The sequence below is a fragment of the Planococcus halotolerans genome, from assembly GCF_003289955.1.
Lineage (GTDB): Bacteria > Bacillota > Bacilli > Bacillales_A > Planococcaceae > Planococcus > Planococcus halotolerans.
Genome location: NZ_QLZR01000001.1, coordinates 685,527 through 701,108 on the forward strand (window position 1 = coordinate 685,527; position 15,582 = coordinate 701,108).

Annotated in this window: 19 protein-coding genes and 1 pseudogene; 2 read left to right on the top strand and 18 right to left on the bottom strand. The window is 43.5% G+C overall.

Going from position 1 to position 15,582, the window contains the following annotated elements; genetic code table 11:
• Window positions 1-42 precede the first annotated feature (42 nt).
• The 4 genes from DP120_RS03275 to DP120_RS03290 form a co-directional block, all read right to left on the bottom strand.
• Window positions 43-759, bottom strand: coding sequence for a kanamycin nucleotidyltransferase C-terminal domain-containing protein (locus tag DP120_RS03275; RefSeq protein ID WP_240611955.1), 717 nt, complete (start codon window positions 757-759; stop codon window positions 43-45).
• A 107-nt stretch (window positions 760-866) separates the two neighbouring features.
• On the bottom strand, window positions 867-1,700 hold the full coding sequence (locus DP120_RS03280) for an alpha/beta hydrolase (protein WP_112221774.1): 834 nt from the start codon (window positions 1,698-1,700) through the stop codon (window positions 867-869).
• Window positions 1,701-1,780: 80 nt separating this feature from the next.
• Window positions 1,781-2,476, bottom strand: coding sequence for a hypothetical protein (locus DP120_RS03285; protein ID WP_165843707.1), 696 nt, complete (start codon window positions 2,474-2,476; stop codon window positions 1,781-1,783).
• Between the two features lie 311 nt (window positions 2,477-2,787).
• A complete protein-coding gene (locus tag DP120_RS03290; protein WP_205854508.1) occupies window positions 2,788-3,879 on the bottom strand; it encodes an MBL fold metallo-hydrolase in 1,092 nt (363 codons plus the stop codon).
• Window positions 3,880-4,625: 746 nt separating this feature from the next.
• Between DP120_RS03290 and DP120_RS03295 the strand changes: the two genes are divergently transcribed.
• Window positions 4,626-5,438 carry an MBL fold metallo-hydrolase gene (locus DP120_RS03295; protein ID WP_112221780.1) on the top strand — a complete coding sequence of 271 codons (813 nt, stop codon included), beginning with the start codon at window positions 4,626-4,628 and terminating at the stop codon, window positions 5,436-5,438.
• 106 nt (window positions 5,439-5,544) lie between these two features.
• Here DP120_RS03295 and DP120_RS03300 read toward each other — a convergent pair whose 3' ends face one another.
• The 6 genes and pseudogenes from DP120_RS03300 to DP120_RS03325 form a co-directional block, all read right to left on the bottom strand.
• Window positions 5,545-5,967, bottom strand: coding sequence for a VOC family protein (locus DP120_RS03300; RefSeq protein WP_112221782.1), 423 nt, complete (start codon window positions 5,965-5,967; stop codon window positions 5,545-5,547).
• Between the two features lie 101 nt (window positions 5,968-6,068).
• Entirely contained in the window at window positions 6,069-6,407 is a 339-nt protein-coding gene (locus tag DP120_RS03305; RefSeq protein WP_240611956.1) for a hypothetical protein, read from the bottom strand.
• A 66-nt stretch (window positions 6,408-6,473) separates the two neighbouring features.
• Window positions 6,474-6,922 (bottom strand): annotated as a pseudogene (locus DP120_RS03310) (VOC family protein).
• A gap of 168 nt (window positions 6,923-7,090) precedes the next feature.
• A complete protein-coding gene (locus DP120_RS03315) occupies window positions 7,091-7,279 on the bottom strand; it encodes a hypothetical protein (protein WP_112221786.1) in 189 nt (62 codons plus the stop codon).
• Window positions 7,280-7,454: 175 nt separating this feature from the next.
• The gene (locus DP120_RS03320; protein ID WP_112221788.1) at window positions 7,455-8,069 is read right to left on the bottom strand and encodes a DUF4253 domain-containing protein; all 615 of its coding nucleotides are present in this window, start codon (window positions 8,067-8,069) and stop codon (window positions 7,455-7,457) included.
• 162 nt (window positions 8,070-8,231) lie between these two features.
• Window positions 8,232-10,187 (bottom strand): phospholipase D-like domain-containing protein, encoded by a 1,956-nt coding sequence (locus DP120_RS03325; protein WP_112221790.1) that lies wholly within the window; start codon window positions 10,185-10,187, stop codon window positions 8,232-8,234.
• A 329-nt stretch (window positions 10,188-10,516) separates the two neighbouring features.
• On the opposite strand from DP120_RS03325, the gene DP120_RS03330 reads away from it, so the two are divergent.
• On the top strand, window positions 10,517-10,927 hold the full coding sequence (locus tag DP120_RS03330) for a GNAT family N-acetyltransferase (RefSeq protein ID WP_112221792.1): 411 nt from the start codon (window positions 10,517-10,519) through the stop codon (window positions 10,925-10,927).
• 45 nt (window positions 10,928-10,972) lie between these two features.
• Here the strand turns inward: DP120_RS03330 and DP120_RS18355 are convergent, their stop codons facing one another.
• From DP120_RS18355 to DP120_RS03365, 8 genes are all read right to left on the bottom strand, one after another.
• A complete protein-coding gene (locus DP120_RS18355; RefSeq protein ID WP_165843708.1) occupies window positions 10,973-11,125 on the bottom strand; it encodes a hypothetical protein in 153 nt (50 codons plus the stop codon).
• Window positions 11,126-11,267: 142 nt separating this feature from the next.
• On the bottom strand, window positions 11,268-11,930 hold the full coding sequence (locus DP120_RS03335; RefSeq protein WP_112221794.1) for a uridine kinase family protein: 663 nt from the start codon (window positions 11,928-11,930) through the stop codon (window positions 11,268-11,270).
• Window positions 11,931-12,011: 81 nt separating this feature from the next.
• Entirely contained in the window at window positions 12,012-12,188 is a 177-nt protein-coding gene (locus DP120_RS18360; protein WP_165843709.1) for a hypothetical protein, read from the bottom strand.
• 23 nt (window positions 12,189-12,211) lie between these two features.
• Window positions 12,212-12,724 (bottom strand): GNAT family N-acetyltransferase, encoded by a 513-nt coding sequence (locus DP120_RS03345; RefSeq protein ID WP_112221798.1) that lies wholly within the window; start codon window positions 12,722-12,724, stop codon window positions 12,212-12,214.
• Window positions 12,725-12,815: 91 nt separating this feature from the next.
• Complete coding sequence (locus DP120_RS03350; protein WP_112221800.1) at window positions 12,816-13,160, bottom strand: hypothetical protein; 345 nt, start codon at window positions 13,158-13,160, stop codon at window positions 12,816-12,818.
• Window positions 13,161-13,831: 671 nt separating this feature from the next.
• Window positions 13,832-14,725: a Type 1 glutamine amidotransferase-like domain-containing protein gene (locus DP120_RS03355; protein WP_112221802.1), complete on the bottom strand. Its 894-nt coding sequence runs from the start codon at window positions 14,723-14,725 to the stop codon at window positions 13,832-13,834.
• Window positions 14,726-14,745: 20 nt separating this feature from the next.
• Entirely contained in the window at window positions 14,746-15,192 is a 447-nt protein-coding gene (locus tag DP120_RS03360; RefSeq protein WP_112221804.1) for an NUDIX domain-containing protein, read from the bottom strand.
• Window positions 15,189-15,500 carry a hypothetical protein gene (locus DP120_RS03365; RefSeq protein ID WP_112221806.1) on the bottom strand — a complete coding sequence of 104 codons (312 nt, stop codon included), beginning with the start codon at window positions 15,498-15,500 and terminating at the stop codon, window positions 15,189-15,191. Before DP120_RS03365 ends, DP120_RS03360 begins: the two co-directional genes overlap by 4 nt.
• Window positions 15,501-15,582: the final 82 nt, after the last annotated feature.

Consider the following 15,582-nt stretch of genomic DNA (forward strand, 5'->3'; position numbering starts at 1 on the left):
GTTTATGAGAAGTGGAGAGAAAAATTTCAATTAAAACGATTACTAAAGTGGCAGTTCTGTCAGCCGGTAGTCCAATTGCATCTCAGCGTACCATTCGTTCAAACCGGTCCACAGCTCTTCACAAAAACGGTAAAGCTTTTCCGCGTCCGGCAACTCGCCTTCCTGCATGAAATCCAGAAGTTCTTTGTAGCCGGAAGGGATCGATTTCATTTCCAGCGACTCTTCAAGCGTCTTTGCTCTCGTGCTGTAATACGTTTTATTGGCGAGCCCAATCAGCTTGGCTGTTTGCCAGAGCAAGTCGCGCGCGCCTGTGGAAAGATAATTTAAATTGCCGCCGCTGTAATTATTCCGTATTTTCCCGACGGTTTCGTACGGCTCCCAGATCATAAATTCTTTCATGATATGGCGCCTTGCATCGTCTGAGATTTCCAGCGGAAGATTTTTGACCTGCTCAAACAATTCAGTCGGATCGTGAATCGGAAGCACATGAATGAAAGCCCCCGCCTTAATGGCCCAGGAATCATCCACTTCTTCTGCCTCTTTAAGGAAGGTACTCTTGTCGTTTGCGGTTAATTCGATTTTGAATTTATCATAGACGAATTCAAGGGTCTCCACCTTGCTGCCATCTTTCGTAATGACATGCATCTCGATGTCCGAATACGGTCCGTCCGTCTCGAGCGCGATGGAACCATAGACACCGATGGCAAGAATATCGTCGCCGTGGGCAGCGAGCAACCGGTCTTTTAGAGTGTTAATCATTTCAAACCTTTCTTTTCTGGTAGTGGGAGCTGGGTACGTGAGCATGGTGGGACCTCCGATTTTCTATGTATAGACAAAATAATTTCAGTATCTTGACCTGTTTCAAGTTAAAGCGTCTCTTCCACAAACTCCTTGAACTTACTTTCTTCTTCCGAAAAAGGATTATGATTGCTTTCTTCGAAAACCGTGAATCTGGCACCTGGAATTAAATCAGCAATTTCCTCTCCAAACTTTAGTGGGCATTGCGCATCATATTTTCCGGAGTAAATGTAACTTGGAATGCGAATTTCTTTCAGTTCTTCTCTGATATCGTATGTAGGGTATTCATTTTTAATGAAATAATTCAAACGCGGACCGACTGTTTTACCGCTGTTCGGCTTCTTCATCGATTCTTTTAATTTCTCTTCTGATCGATAAGACATCAATGCCCATTCATAACCAATCTCTTTACGCACTTCAATAGGAGTTGTCGGATCATTTAACAAATCCATTATTTCAACGATCCGATTAAAATGGGGGTTCTTCCTGCAATAGATGCTGTTTTCGTCTTTTCCGTATTCATAGCTGGCTGCAGCTCCCCCTGCAATTATTTTCGTTAAGGATGACTGATTATTGACTGCGTATTTTAATGCCAGCATGCCCCCTGTAGAATGTCCCGCGAAAGCCCATTTTTCGTATTTCAGCGCTTTTCTGATAGCCTCGAGATCTTTCACTGTTTCATTCATGCTGTATTCTTCCGGAATGGCAGCTTTAACAGACCGACCTGCTCCGCGAAGGTTAATCAGATAGACACGATAATCATCTGTAAAAGAGGCAGCCATCGAATTTCCCTTCTGATTAAATTCACTGTACAAATGCGTAACAGCTAATGGTTCCCCTTCACCTTTTTCGAAGATTTCAAAGTTCCCTCTTTCTGTTTCGAGCAATTTTTCATTCCACATACTCAGCGCCTGCTTTCTGATTTTTTACAGCTGCATAATCCTCCTGCTGTTGGACATTGTCCTCGGATGTTTTTATATCTTCACTTATCATAAGGCGGCATATCGCCTTCTTCCTCCCGAAGGATTGAACTATTACGATCGACTTCATACGACATCATCCACGAATCGTCCACTCTGCCTTTTTGCCATTCTTCCGTAAAAATTACCATATAAGTCTCTTCATCCATTTTTTCGACCGCTGTTATTCTTTTAACCTGATAACCCTCAATCTCGCCTTGCCATGTGCCCACTTCTTCCGGGAACCGGTCGATTGAAGTCCCGCTGTCGCTGGTGGCAAATTCGACTGCCTGCTCAGCTGTATGGGCCGGCAAGGATGGTGAAGCGAAGTGGTAATAACCCCAGAGCAATGCGAAAGCCACAAACGGCGTGATGAAAAGTGCTTTATTTCCTTTATCAAGCTGCCACCTTTTCAGCAGCCATTTATCGATGATTCCAAAAAGCATCGCCACGAGAATCCCTGCGATGATAAAGTTCCAAACAGGGAAAACCAGCCCGATTGCCGACCCAAAAGCACCGAGTATCAATACATATAACCAATCTGCCCGTTCAAACCATTTTCGCTGTAATATCTCGGCGACGAAAGATACGATATTTCCATAGACCAGCACAAAGAACCCGATATAGAAAAAGTATATCAATGTCATGGCGTAGAATTCAGTTCCCTGATAGTAGACAGTTTTATCAGCCATAGTGATATTCCAACTGCACCATGCCATGGAAAATATAAACGGGGCAAGGAATGTGGCCGCCAGTTTTCGTGCAACTCGTCTCCCTCTGCTCTCCCTCATCATCGACTCCTACTTTCTGCAAGCAAGCTCGTCTCATATCTTTTTCTCCTTAATATAGATACGTTTGAAAAATCTGAAAGTTCCTTTTCTATAAGTTTAGCTTTCTTTGACCGCTTACATGATAAATTCTTTCATTTTCTGTCCCCTGTTTTTGATTTACAGCAGCCCTATATCAAATAAAGAGAAGAGGCTTTTTATCAGCCTCTTCTCTCCCGTTATATTTATTGAAATTATTCCATTCACTTCCACCATTCCGAAACCGGATCAGACGACTCGCCGTCCATCGGAACCGTTTCACCGATTTGCGGAGCGATGAGGTCGACTTCCTGTTTCTCTGCGGCTTGTATTGCCCGCTCTATCGGTTCCGACCAACTGTGACGTGCAAGCGTAAAGCCTCCCCAATGCGTCAGCATCATCTGCTCGGCCTGCAAATCGATGCTCGCCTGTACGGATTCTTCCGGGATCATATGGGAATCGGGCCAGCGTTCGTCATATTGTCCGCCTTCTATCAAAGCGATGTCGAACGGGCCGTATTGGTCGGCGATTTCCTTGAAATGCGTGTCGTATCCTCCGTCTCCACTGATGTAGAAGCGTGTTTGTTCCCCCAGAATGACCCACCCGCCCCACAGCGTCGAGCCATGGTTCAGGATGCCTCTGCCGGAGAAATGTTTGGCGGGCGTCAATGCGACGTCCAACCCCTCGAATTCAGTTTCGTCCCACCAGTTCATTTCCGTAATGTCCTCTTCCGGAATGCCCCAGCCGACCAAGTGATTGCCGACACCGTACGGCACAATAAAGTGAGCGACTTTGCTCTTAAGCCTTTTTATGGACTCATAATCCAGATGATCGTAATGGTCATGCGTGATGAAAACCGCATCGATTGGCGGCATTTCTTCTATAAGATACAGTAAATCTTCACTGTAGCGTTTCGGCCCGATGAATGAAACCGGCGAAGCCGTAGGACCGAGCATCGGATCCACAAGAATTTTCTTATTGTCTATGCTGAGAATAAATGCTGAATGGCCTAGCCAGGTCAGACTGTCTTCATTACTGTTGATTCTATCCCAATCAATTGCAGCAACAGGCAACTCGTCTGGCGGTCTTCTTTCTTCATCCGTTGATTCTGAATACGGAATTCCGGAAATTCGATCAATGCCGGCATCCACCTCTTCTGATGGCTGAAAGAAGAATTTGCCGTCTGCATAATTATCGAATGTCTCATATATTTCTTTTTGCTCCTTGCTCGGATTGCTGCCAAAAGTCGGCGACAGATTGATAAACACGATGATTCCCGCTGCCAATACAACAATCAGGATCAATAAATATTTCAGGATTTTCTTGATTATTCTCCATTTCCCCTTAGGTGTGTCTTGGTGCTTTTTGAAATTCGACATTTGATCCCTCGCCTTAATGCTGTATTTACATTTCTTGAATGGTTTCTTTAAACTTACTTTCAGTATAACGATATTTTTGGCTGGATAGGACTTCTTTGTTCCAGTCATGTCCCGGCGCCTCAATCTTTGATGGAATTCAAACGATTTTGCGTTCCTGACTCCTATAATGAACTCCGATATATTCTTCCACTTTCTAACTTCCTCACAAGGGCAATATATGAACAAGGCTTCGCGGACGCGAAGCCTTCCTTAAGGGATTGGAGTTTTTCGCACGGCGAAAAACATCCGCTGTTGCTCTTGAACTTCGGGTGTGGGGAATATATTGGGTGGAAATAGTGATTGCGGCACGGAATACAGCGATAAATTTCCATGAAATAGTGTTTTCGGCGAAGAATAACTGAAATGCGGGCTGAAGCAGGGGGCGAAAATAAGCATCCGGGATTCTATGAGCGGTTATTGACGTTCTATGATCACTTATTGGATTCTATGATCACTTATTCGATTCTATGATCACTTATTCGATTCTATGATCACTCAACGGATTCTATGATCACTCGGCTGGTCAGGGCAGAAAAAAGATTTCAGAATTTCACTTAATTTGAAATCGTATGTATTTTTGTGATTCAGTAAGTTACGCTTAAGTCACTTATTCATTATTAATTTGAATATAAGGAGGAAAGTTTGTGATTTTCAAGAAGCAAGCGGAATTAGGCGATCGAAATGGGGTTTCCTATTTGAACGGCAAAGTGCAGTTTCAGGGCGTATCTTTGAATGTGTACAGCTATTTGGTTGATGGCGTCCTGATCGATAGCGGCGCGCAGTCGCTGCATAAGTTTTTCGAGGCTTTTATTGATCAAGCTGATTTTGATCAGGTTATGCTTACCCATTATCACGAAGACCATACGGGGTGTGCCGCGTATATTGAAAAGAATAAAGATGTTCCAATCTATTTAAATCAAAAAACGATTGCCTCTTGTGCGCAGCCTGCAGATTACCCGCTGTACCGGAAACTTTTTTGGGGGAAAAGGAAGCCGTTTCACGCAGAGGCCATGCCTGAAACGTTCCAATCCCGGACTGCCACATGGGACGTAATCGATACGCCGGGACACGCATATGACCATAAAGCTTTTTTAAATCGGGATACCGGCCAACTGTTCACGGGTGATTTATTCGTGAGCGAACGCACTAAAGTCGTGCTGGCAGAAGAACATGTTCCGGACATCATCAAATCACTGGAACGGGTATTGAAATACGATTTCCAGGATGTATTTTGCAGCCACGCGGGATTTGTAGGGAACGGGCGCAGCGCACTGGAACGGAAAAGGGATAATCTGCTGTCGCTGCAGCAGCAGGTTCAGGAATTACAAAAAGAAGGCGATAGCGCCGAAGCTATTCGTAATAAGCTGTTTCCTCAAAAATACCCGATCATCAAATTTTCAGGCGGAGAATGGGATTCCCTGCACATCGTGACCTCAATCATGCGTGAAGCGCAGTAAAATACACTAAAAACATATTTCCAAAGCAAAAGGGAAGGATTCCATCGATGGAATCCTTCCCTGTTACTTCATACATTGATGTTCTATTTAACAGTAATCATTAAATTCACCCTTCAATATCCCACTGCGGATTCCACACTATTTCCCACAGGTGCCCGTCCGGGTCCTGAAAGTGACCTGAATAGCCTCCCCAAAATGTATCATGGGCTGGGTCAGTGATAACAGCACCGGCTTGTTTCGCCTGGTCCATCAATTCGTCGACTTCTTCTTTGCTGCCTACATTGTGGCCCAAAGTAAATTCGGAAGGACTGGCGGCCGTTTGAGGCACCTTTGCTTCTTTAGCCAAATCATGGCGGTTCCAGATGGCCAGTTTCAAGCCTGCCTGCAAGTCAAAAAACGCAACGGCACCGTGCTCAAATTCTTTGCCTATGATGCCTTCTGTCGGAAACCCAAGTCCCTCTTTATAGAATTCCAGCGATTTTTCTAAATCATCTACACCCAACGTAATAACAGTTATGCGCGGTTTCATGAATTGACGATTCCTCCTCTTTGATTCAACTGTAAATTTTTCCGTTTCATATCAACAACATTTTCCAAGTGCTATAGATTAAACCATCCGTACATAATTTACTAAATAAAATTTACGTTTTTTTTAATAGCGAAAGGTCTCTTGTCGAATGTTATTTTATATTTATTGGCAAATTTCATAGCGAAAAACTGGGGAATCAAGTTCAACAAACTGACTGTGATCAATAATTGAATAGGGCTCAGCGGCTTGAAATACCAGCCCCACCCCTCACTGCCTGCCATGTTGTTTATAAAATAAAACGACACAATTATAGACAGCATGTTGCCGATAATCACCGGGAGTGAATTACTGAAGAGTTTGCTGAAGAAAGCAAGAAGTGAAGTAGCTGCAATCATAAGTAAATAGCCCAGCATTAAACCATCAGCGAAATCTTGGTACATCGAAAAATAAACGAAAGGAAAACAATACAAACAAATTATTATAAAGCCAATTATAGTTTTCTTCATTTACTTGTCACCGAGTTCTTCCGCCAAACCAATCAGCAAACCTTCAGCCCCCCGAATATAGCAGAGCCGGTACGAATCCTCGTACTGAACCACTTCGCCAACGAGCTGAGCACCGTGATTCGTGAGCCTGGATACCATTTCATCAATGTCTTCAACCGTAAACATGGCACGCAGGTATCCCAGCGCATTTACAGGGGCATTCCGGTGATCCGATAGCACAGGAGGATTGAGAAAACGTGAAAGTTCAATGCGGCTGTGGCCATCCGGCGTAACCATCATCGCAATCTCCACCTGCTGAGAACCCAAACCGGTTACTCGTCCAGCCCATTCGCCTTCAACGGTCATACGCCCTTCGAGATGCAAGCCGATTTCCTCGAAAAAAGCGATGGCGTTATCCAGTCCACTACGATGCCGACATTATCCATTCTCAGTAATTTGTTGTTTTCCATGGTGTTGCCTCCTTTTGAGTAAAAGCACAAAAACATGTTCTCTAATAATTCTATGTAAAAGTTTTAATTACCTTCCTGAGAAAAATGCACATTAAAAGAGCTTGGACATGTACCTCCAAGCTCTTTTAATGATATTTTGAAACTCAATACCCGTTTCCATTCAGTCTTCTAGAACATTCCGCTTTCATGATTACTTCGTCCAGCATCTCGACGCGCTTCTGCTTCAGCCATATTCTGGTTCAACGTATTATCTTTTTTATTCATGCTGTATTTACGCTTAGTCAAAACATCCACGACATAACTGATTATAAATATAGCTGCCAGAGTTCCCCAAAATACCCACATCATCCAATGCATAGAGTACACCCCTTTTCATTTTAGGCATCTCTTCCCATCCCCGCCTATAAACTCTATACCCTTTAATACGTTCGCAACTACAATTAGTTTCAATAATTTTTAAATTCTGAATTTATTTCCATTTGTGCTGAGTGTGGACAGGCCTACCGATTTTTAAGCAATCAAATCAACGATTCTAATCCCACCACAAAAAGATTTTCTTTGTTTCTTCCAAACTTTTCACCGTTTCTTCTATACTTTCCTCGTCCTCATCGAATTCAACTGCATCTGGACAAAACACAGTTACTTCTTTTGCCAAAGCCGCAAGTTCGGCTCTAGTCGGCAGTTTCTCAAAAGCTATCTCAACCCAGTCAAAATTGGCACCGGTAACCGTAAAGGGATTGCGCTGATGCCATTCTTTCAATTTTGCAATCACATCTTCATTGCTGATATCGTAATTATCTCCGTTGGTGTCCAGAATTTTTAATAATTCAAACGGACTGTCCGTCTTAACGATTCCAATAATGCTGTTACTTCGCCGCCCGACATCCGTCTCAGCAATGAATGGCAGATAGCCCAAAGGCTGTATCTCTGCTCGCAACTGATCCACGAGCTGTTCGGCTTCTTCTTGACTGCATTTGAAAGAAATACCGATTGTCACTTCATGATAATTTTCGAGTGGATAAAACTCCATACCGGCGACCTCTTTTATCAGCACCTGAACTTCCTCTTTGAATCCCAGTTCCTGAAGTATTTCACTGTTAATACGTTCTCGCTCTTTTTTATTAAATAAATTCCCGAATAAGTTCATGTTTTCACCCTTTCATACGACTGAACGGACTTTTTTCTAAATATACTAATCAGCCGGAGGAAAAGCTAGACGGTTTCAACATCAAAAAAATAAAAGAAATTAAAAAAGAAGCTGTGTGAACAGCTTCTCCGCTTATTTTATTGAAACTCATTTTTCAGCTCTTTAATTTACCACTCCGCCAGCTTGTGTATATCTGACGTTGAACTCCTGTAAAAACTGATTCGTAACGGCTGCGTCATGGATAAACAGCATATTCTCATCATTGATGTTATTGCCGTTATTGCTCCAGTTAGTGGAACCTACAATGACAGTCGGATCACTGTTTGTATCAGCATCTATCAACATAGTTTTGCTGTGAAGCTTGCGTGACTCGTTATCCTGGTAAACAGGTGCCGGGTTCGCCCAGCGGGTATTTGGATTATCCGTACTCACCTGCGAAGCGGTGCGTCCAGTCATATCGACACTTGCAGACCACCATTGGTTCCAGAAGCTCTGATCGAATACACCTTTGATATCAAAGCCCGTCAACGTGCCTTCCATATCATTATAAGAACCTTCCCAAAGCTTCTTCAACTCATCGACCAACCCTTGATCGCTCCAGGCAAAGATGGTGAAGTATGTGTTTACATCAGCTGATGTTCTAACAACTTCCCGCATTTTCCCTACAGCATCATCACCTGCCGAAAAGTAAATTTCAACGATTTTACCATTGACGTTTACTTCGTGCGTCGTGTTATCTATTTTCCGCGTATTGAAATTAGCAGCGGCTGTATCAGGAGATAATGCAGAGCTCCCCCACATCTCATTGAATTCAACTTCAAAAATATCAGCCATCGCAGGCCAGTTGATTTCGACCACATGCTGCTGGTTGCCGTCTAAAATTCCTTGTTCCATATTGGTTTCCGTACCGTATAAGCCCGTTACTGTGAAGTTCCAGCTTCCTGTAAATACCCAGCGGTCATCAATTACAGCAAACTTATTATGCATTTGCGTACCAGGGCTGTAATATGCATCTGCACTCTTTTCCTCTGCGTCAACGAACAAATAGCCCGATACGTCACTATTCCCCACAGCAACAGTTACCAGCGGGAAACCTTCCGGTGTGGAAGGCAACCCGAAATCCGTTCTTGCTGCACTGTCCTCCACAGCGAACATCGGAGAATCGGAAAATACATAAATATCATCCGCTGTCCCCACTTCTCCATCCTGTCCCCTTACCAGTTTTTCCACCTGCAGCCTCATCGTTTTGAAGCGTTCCGCGTAATGAGGATCAGATGCGTCCTTAGCGTCCGCGATTACACGCACATCGATGCCTTCCGCCGCTTTGGCAATCAAGGTATCCACAATGCCCGGCAAATTAATTTCATATGTTGCAAAATCGATGCTTGTCGTCGCTTCATTTAAACGGTTAATCAACCTGGTTTCAAGATTCACATTGTAATTTGCTTCATTCCCGGAACTCGCATAAGAAGTATCAGCGCATTTATTAAAGTAAACATTGATGGCCCCTTCTGCGTCAGAAACATTATTCAACTGTTCCGTTCTATCAGTACAGCCTTTCGCTTTAGAATTGACTGCCCGAGGAGTTCCGTTTCCTCCATCATATGTTTTTGCAGAATCAATCCAGTTGGTGGCTTGAGAACCATCCATAAGCGGATCTACCCTCTCCATTGTTGCCTTCGTGGAATTGTCACCTGCATACCAAGCATTTGCGCTGTCTATCAAAGCACCGGAAGCATCCCTCAGTTCAAGGATCTCACCGCCATTTTCCATAGACCCTGTATAGATCAAATCAGCAGCAACACCGGGAACTGAACCATCACTGGTTCTTTCCATCAGATAGTAGCCACCCGCTGCAATGGTGCCGGAGAGACTGATGCTCGGGCTGCCATCAGCCGCATTTAGAGTCCATCCGTTCACATCGATTGCTGAGTTCGTTGTGTTATGCAATTCTATCCACTCGTTGTTATAGCTGTAGCTCGTCCCCATCCAAGCTATTTCATTGATGGCTACAGCGTTTTCAGTTGCTGCATGTGCTTCTTGTCCTGTTTCAATAACAGGCGCAATAAAAGAAATTATAAGTGCAAAGATTAATGACAGATGTAACGTGTTCTTCATTTTCCCATCCCCTTTTCCCTTAATGTTTCAAAGGCTTTCAAGCCCTTTTTCATTGTATAACTATTTCGTCAATTAAGTGAGATAAAATTAACAAAAGTTACATTATAATATTTACTTTTTACTATTTTTTACATATAACAGATGATTTCTATGCAGGATTTATTAGCTTAACATGAGATTTATGAAGGAGCTGGAAGTTGTAAGATCATCGTAACTTGGCTATAGTTACTCAAAAGATACTTTCAGGATTATTGGAGTAAAGGAGGCAAAAGACAGTGGTTAAATTGCGTAAATACTCTTCAAACTACTAATTTGAGGAGGTAGAAGAGATGGGATTCGTATTCAAAGAAGAGAAGCTGATTGAGAAAGATGCGTTAAAGTCGCTTTACGAAGATGTCGAATGGTTCGCTTATACAAAAGACTTGGATCAATTAGCTGAAGCGTTAACTCATTCGCTATACGTTCTGTCGGCTTGGGACAACGATGAATTGATTGGCTTGGTCCGTGTGGTCGGCGATGGCCTTACCATCATTTATATCCAGGACCTGCTCGTGCTGAACAGCCGGCAGAATCAGGGAATCGCCAGCGAATTAATTCGCCGCGTGCTCGACAGGTACCGTGATGTCCGGCAGAAAGTCCTGCTCACGGAAGAATCTTCAGACGTCCGTCATTTCTATGAAAAGAATGGCTTCCAGTCCTGCGACCAGGGGAATCTGGTGGCGTTTGCCAAGCTGGGGTGAGCAGATAACGCCTTCATAAACCAAAAAGCCCGTGCAGATAAAAAATCATCTGCCCGGGCTTTTGTTTTGGATTGGTTTTTCGCTTTTCGCCTGCGAAAAGCATCCATTTTTCTGTTGATCTTTGGTTTTTGGGTGAGATTTAGCTATGAGTGTGGAGATTGATAAGGAAATCCGCTCTTTTAGCATCACTTTTTCCATCTGTAAGACGGTGGAATCCGTTTACCCGCGGCTGCGGCTTATTTATCCGCGCCTGCGAGGGTTTTATCCACGCCTAGGCGATGTTTATCCGCGCCTAAAGACTATTTATCCGCGGCTAGCGATTTTTCACAAAAAAAGAAGGTCATTCTTTCTCTCCGCCAAATTCAAACTCCATCTTCTCCACAAACTGCTTGTCGCCAACCGACTTAATGACAATATTAAAATTCTCGCTGTAAGGATGCATGAAAACCTCATACTGGACCCGCCGTTCGTTATGCGAAAACCTCAGGTAATCCAAATCCGTCCCTCTTTCCGCAACATCACGCGAAGATCTCCTCATTAATTCCGTCTCGCCATCTGTATAGAAGTAAATCTTCAGATCGAACAGCTCCGGATCAATAAAAGCCGCGCTCATCCCCTCGACAATCGTCAATTGATTTTCCGAAGAAATCAATGTCCGCTCCATATAATGAACATCAATCGTGTAGAAATCCAATCCCTCCCGCGCCATCCGCACATCCCGCTCTAAAGCTCCCAAATGATGCGCCGCAGGATGGCAGGCGGTCATTTTAAATCGGTGATCCTCGTTTTCATATGTATAGTCGATTGCAGCAAGCTTCCGAATATCCGAACTGACTATATAAGGATCCGTGTTGAGGCAGTTTACGTTTTTATTGCCAAGCCTTCCCAGCAATTCCTGCGTGAAGTACGACTTTCCCGACGCTCCGTGCCCGGATATGCCGATTATGAGCCTGTCGTTTTTTGAAGCGATCCAGTTCACGATTGCGTCCATTAACTTTTCCATATGCCCTCCCTGATAATCAGCCGTTGACTTCATTTTGCTTAACCAACACTTGTTATTTACCTGCTGCATTCTTTACTCCCATTAAAATAAAGCAAGATTTATCCATTCATAAGAAATACCAACCACCATTGAAAAAATTGCCGCTAATATTGCATCGTGTTTTACACTATTATTTAATGTCGGCATCCACTTAATCTTACCGCTCAAACTTACAAGCCTTGCAATAATAAAAAAGACAATGAAATAACTAAAAAACATTCCTATCAAATAATCACCTCAAATCAGTTTTTCATTAGATTGATATCTTCCCAACCGTAAGCTATTTCAGTTAACTTTTTACCTGAGATGCTTAAAGTTTTGCGGTCGACTTCCTTGCCATCCATCTTCTCATAGAAAGCGCGCGAAGGATTTTCTTCCAGCACCCAGACGAGCAAAGAGTATCGTCCACTTTCTTTCAAATGCTCGATTACTCTTTTCATCAGCGATCTGTCTATTCCTTTACCTTGATATTCCGGCAAGATGTAAATGGAATACAGCTCACCCTGCAACGCCGCGTATTTCCCCGTTCTCTCTTTGCCGCCATCCGCAAACCCGATAATTTCACCGTTGTCATTTTCTGCTAAGAAGTTATTATTCGCTTTAAGATTTTCTTTCCACAATTGTTCCCGTGCCTCGTAGCTTAATTGGTCCAAATATGTATCTGTGACAATGTTTCGGTAAGTGGCGATCCAGCTGTCGACATGTACGTGGGCGATTCCCTTTGCATCTGCTAAAGTTGCTTTTCTTATTTTCATTATTCGCTCCTTTTGTTTATTGGATTCATGTAGATCAGTCCTATTTCCTCCCTCTTCGATTTATGCTCAACTTTGGCCTGTTTTCCCCTTATCAGTTCAACGGACCCCTTATATCCAAAACCTCACCAGTAACAGCATCCATTACCACAGTGGGAATAACGTCTTCATAGCTTATTGTCACTTCCCATTGCTGATCATTAAACAGTTCATTGAGGAATCCCTCCTGCTGACGCAAGGCTAATGTAATATTTTCTGTGGGTACCGCATCTAATTCGACTTGAATCGCTTGAACACTGACACCAGTTCCGGAAGGTGGATTCTTCAGATATCCGTATGCCTGGACAATTGCTTGTTCCGTGCTGAGCATAGGTTTTTGGTAGTTATAGAAAGCGAAAAGTACTATGGCAATCAATACAGCAGATACTACTTTCTTCAACTGAACCCCTCCCTTTCAACGGCGAATAAATAATTTTAAATCATTCGCATTATTCCCGTACTTAATTTTATTGAAAGTTCAATCTATTATACTTTACTCTTCTAAAATTTGGTATATTTGAAATTGGACAGCTGGCTGAAGCTTGAAAGATAATAAAATATGGTTAGTCGCGCCGTCCGCTTTGCCGGGCGGCGCTTCTTTTGGGTTTGTGCGACTGGGGGTTGGGTTTGATCTAGTTGGGGGTGGCTACTTTTTCCGGTCATTTTTGATTTATGCCCAACTTTGCATGAAATACGCCCAACTTCGGTCGATTTATGCCCAACTTTATGCGAAATACGCCCAACTTCGCCTGACTTATGCCCAACTAACTAATCTGCAGCTAGCGAGTCGATATTTATTATCACTATCAGTCTCCTGACAAGTGAAATCGATCTCTCTCATCTTCATTTTTCGAGCGATTTATATTTACTCCCAACTTCGACCTGTTTACTCCTAACTTTCATCGATTTACTCCCAACTTCAATGTTTTTATTCCCAAGTAGCCATTTCACGGATTTGCTACCACGAATTCTTTTCATCAATACAATAAAAACACTGCACAAAATCTAACGAATCACCATTTTTCATTCAACGTAAAAAAAGGGACGGCTCAACAGCCGTCCCTTCAGCATTTATTGCAAAACCCATCCCACTACAACAATTGAAACAAACAAGATTGCCATAAGCCCAACGAATAGATAACCACCAACCTGAAGCGCTTTCGGCATAGTCTCCAGATTTTTGTAATTTCCTGCGGCAGGGTAACCTTCGATGCTCAGCATATGGCCAACCGCGTCATTGAATGGCTGCTGTTTTCCTAAAATGGCCTGCGCATCGTGTTCGTCAGATCCACTGAAGTTGAATTCTGCCCCCGGCTGCAGCTCAACTTTGTCCTCTCCAATAAACAGATAAACAGACTTCGTGCCTGTGACTTTAATGTGCCCATCCTGAAAATATGCGCCGCTTTCTTCAGGCAAAGCGATGACCGGCGTGTCAAAATCTATGATATAACTCCTAATCGTTTCATCGTCTCCACTTTCATAATGGCACCATACTGCCAGGCCGTCGAGCACATCCAACCCGCTGAAATCCTGTACGCCAACTCTATTTTCATCCAAATGCGCACTGGTCATAATATTTGAGCCCAGTATGATGGCGCCCGCGCTCCCTCCATAAACGACGCCATTACCATTTATGTATTCTTCCAACACCTTATCGAAACCGGAATTCCGCATTTCATTCAATAAATGAAACGTATTTCCCCCGCCGATATAGACGGCTGAGAATTGCTGCGGATCATCAACCGATTTCCGATGAAAATCGGTCCGCATGACGATTTCGTGAATGCCAAGCGGATTGAATACATCGCGTATCCACTGAAGGCAGTCGGCGTAGGGAATTATGCCGTCCATCGCAATCGGAATATATAAGAGCGGCTTTGCCTGACCGATTTGCCGCTGAAATTCCTCATCAAACTTTTCGGTGTTCTTTCTATCTCCACCGCCTGATAAAAATAAGGTTCCCATTTCTCCGCCCCTTTCATTCATCAAACATAATCAAGAATCTTCAAATCCATTTCATCGATGACGCCCAGTTCCCCGCTCCGGTCCCACAACTTCATCTCTGACGTTTCGTCATTCTTTAAGAATGGCTGCAATTTCGCCGCGCTGCCGGCAAAAACAGGATTGTATTTGACGCTGCCATCAGAAGTGTTCTCTAACTTCAGCAACCCCTTAAACTCCAGTTCAGTTATGTATTTGCCGGTCTCCTCATAAAGCTCCCGGATGGCGCATTCTTGCTCAGTCTCATCGCCCTCGCGCCGGCCCGCCGGCAATTCCCATTGCTCCCGCCATACGTTGTAAACCATCAGGACCTTCCCATCACAGCTGATTACCGCAAAAGATCCGGCTATCGGCGCGTAATCCTTTATTTCTTCTTCCTTTATGACAATAAAATCTAGAAACCCAAAGCCGTTATTCTTGGTGGTGTTCAATTGGAGACTCTCCCTTCGATTACGTCGATTACTTCTCCTGTATCTTTGCTTATATAGTAAGTCAGCGCTGGAGCATTGAGTTCCTCGGGATTGTCAGCCGTATCAAGGCTTACGCTCCATGATTCCACGTCTTTCTCATAAGTTTTGGAGTACTGATACACCAATTGCGTTTTTGAATCGAATTTCCTCCAAAGTACCGGTGATTTATAGTTGTCAGCCTCCGCTGTATCAAGAGCGATTTCTTCTGCTTCTTCCCTGGAAATTTCAGATGAACAACCCAAAAGTAAAAAGATACTTAATAAAGCCATCAGAATGTTTATTCTTCTCAAACCTTCAACTCCCCCTTTAACCCCCATTTTTACATAGATTACTTGAAAATAATCCCGATCT